Source organism: Quyinboa ferrireducens (assembly GCF_042436675.1).
Classification (GTDB): domain Bacteria; phylum Bacteroidota; class Bacteroidia; order Bacteroidales; family UBA5342; genus JBHJHP01.
On sequence record NZ_JBHMVA010000088.1, the window covers coordinates 1 to 855 of the forward strand.

General features: G+C 33.8%; 1 protein-coding gene. It reads right to left on the minus strand.

Going from position 1 to position 855, the window contains the following annotated elements:
- Positions 1–208: 208 nt before the first annotated feature.
- Positions 209–757: a hypothetical protein gene (locus ACE01N_RS20545; protein WP_380592966.1), complete on the minus strand. Its 549-nt coding sequence runs from the start codon at positions 755–757 to the stop codon at positions 209–211.
- Between the last annotated feature and the right edge of the window lie 98 nt (positions 758–855).

Sequence of the window (855 nt, forward strand, 5' to 3'; positions counted from 1 at the left end):
AAATCATTGTCAAGATAGAAATCAAAATTATAATTCTGTTTTTCATGGTAATCGTCTTTTTTGCATTACACACAACGTTCCTGTGTATGATGTCGGCGGTGAACAGTCAAACGAAGTGTAGACTTTCAGCCCGACATGAGCGGCAATACACAAATGAGTTGTTAAAGTATAATGTAACCGCTGCATTATACACTGTGTTAGGCTTTCGTTATTTTTTTATTTTTATTGTCTTTACAATTTCTGCAACTAATTCCGATTGTTCAATTGTGATTGAATCTCCAAAAATTGTTGCTGTCATTAGTATATGTCCTTTAATTGAATCTCCTTTTAAGATATACAAATACTGATTCCGCTGCATTTTTTCTGTCGAGTCATAACCAGAACTAAAATTAAAACTTGTCCGATAATCACCTATTTCTCCACTTTTATGCATTTGTGTTTTTAGTCCAACTGTTGAATTAAGAGAGTCAAGTGTTTGCGCTAGGTCAGGATTGATAAAAACAGTATCTTGATTCCAATTGATATTAATTATTAGTGTGTTTTTTAATTCTCTTGTTGTGTCAGACGAAATAATCCCCGAAGAAAATTTAGTTGTATTAAACTCCTTTTCCCAATTGTCCGGGAGTTTTACTTGAAATTTTCCATTCAAGTCAACAACGTTCACCATTTTTAATTCAGATTTTTTATTCTCATCCTTGCATGCAAATAAGAGAATGAAAATGATAAGAAACGATAATTTGAATAAAGAAATTCTCATTGTTTTTTCATAATGAAGCCTAACGTTCCCACGGTATGCTGTCGTGGCAGTTTCTTTCCGACGGGAAAGGAACTGTCAGGACAAAAGAGACAGCCCGC

Excerpts from the sequence above, each read along its gene's own strand:
- ACE01N_RS20545 (WP_380592966.1), bottom strand. The coding sequence starts at position 757 with ATGAGAATTTCTTTATTCAAATTATCGTTTCTTATCATTTTCATTCTC.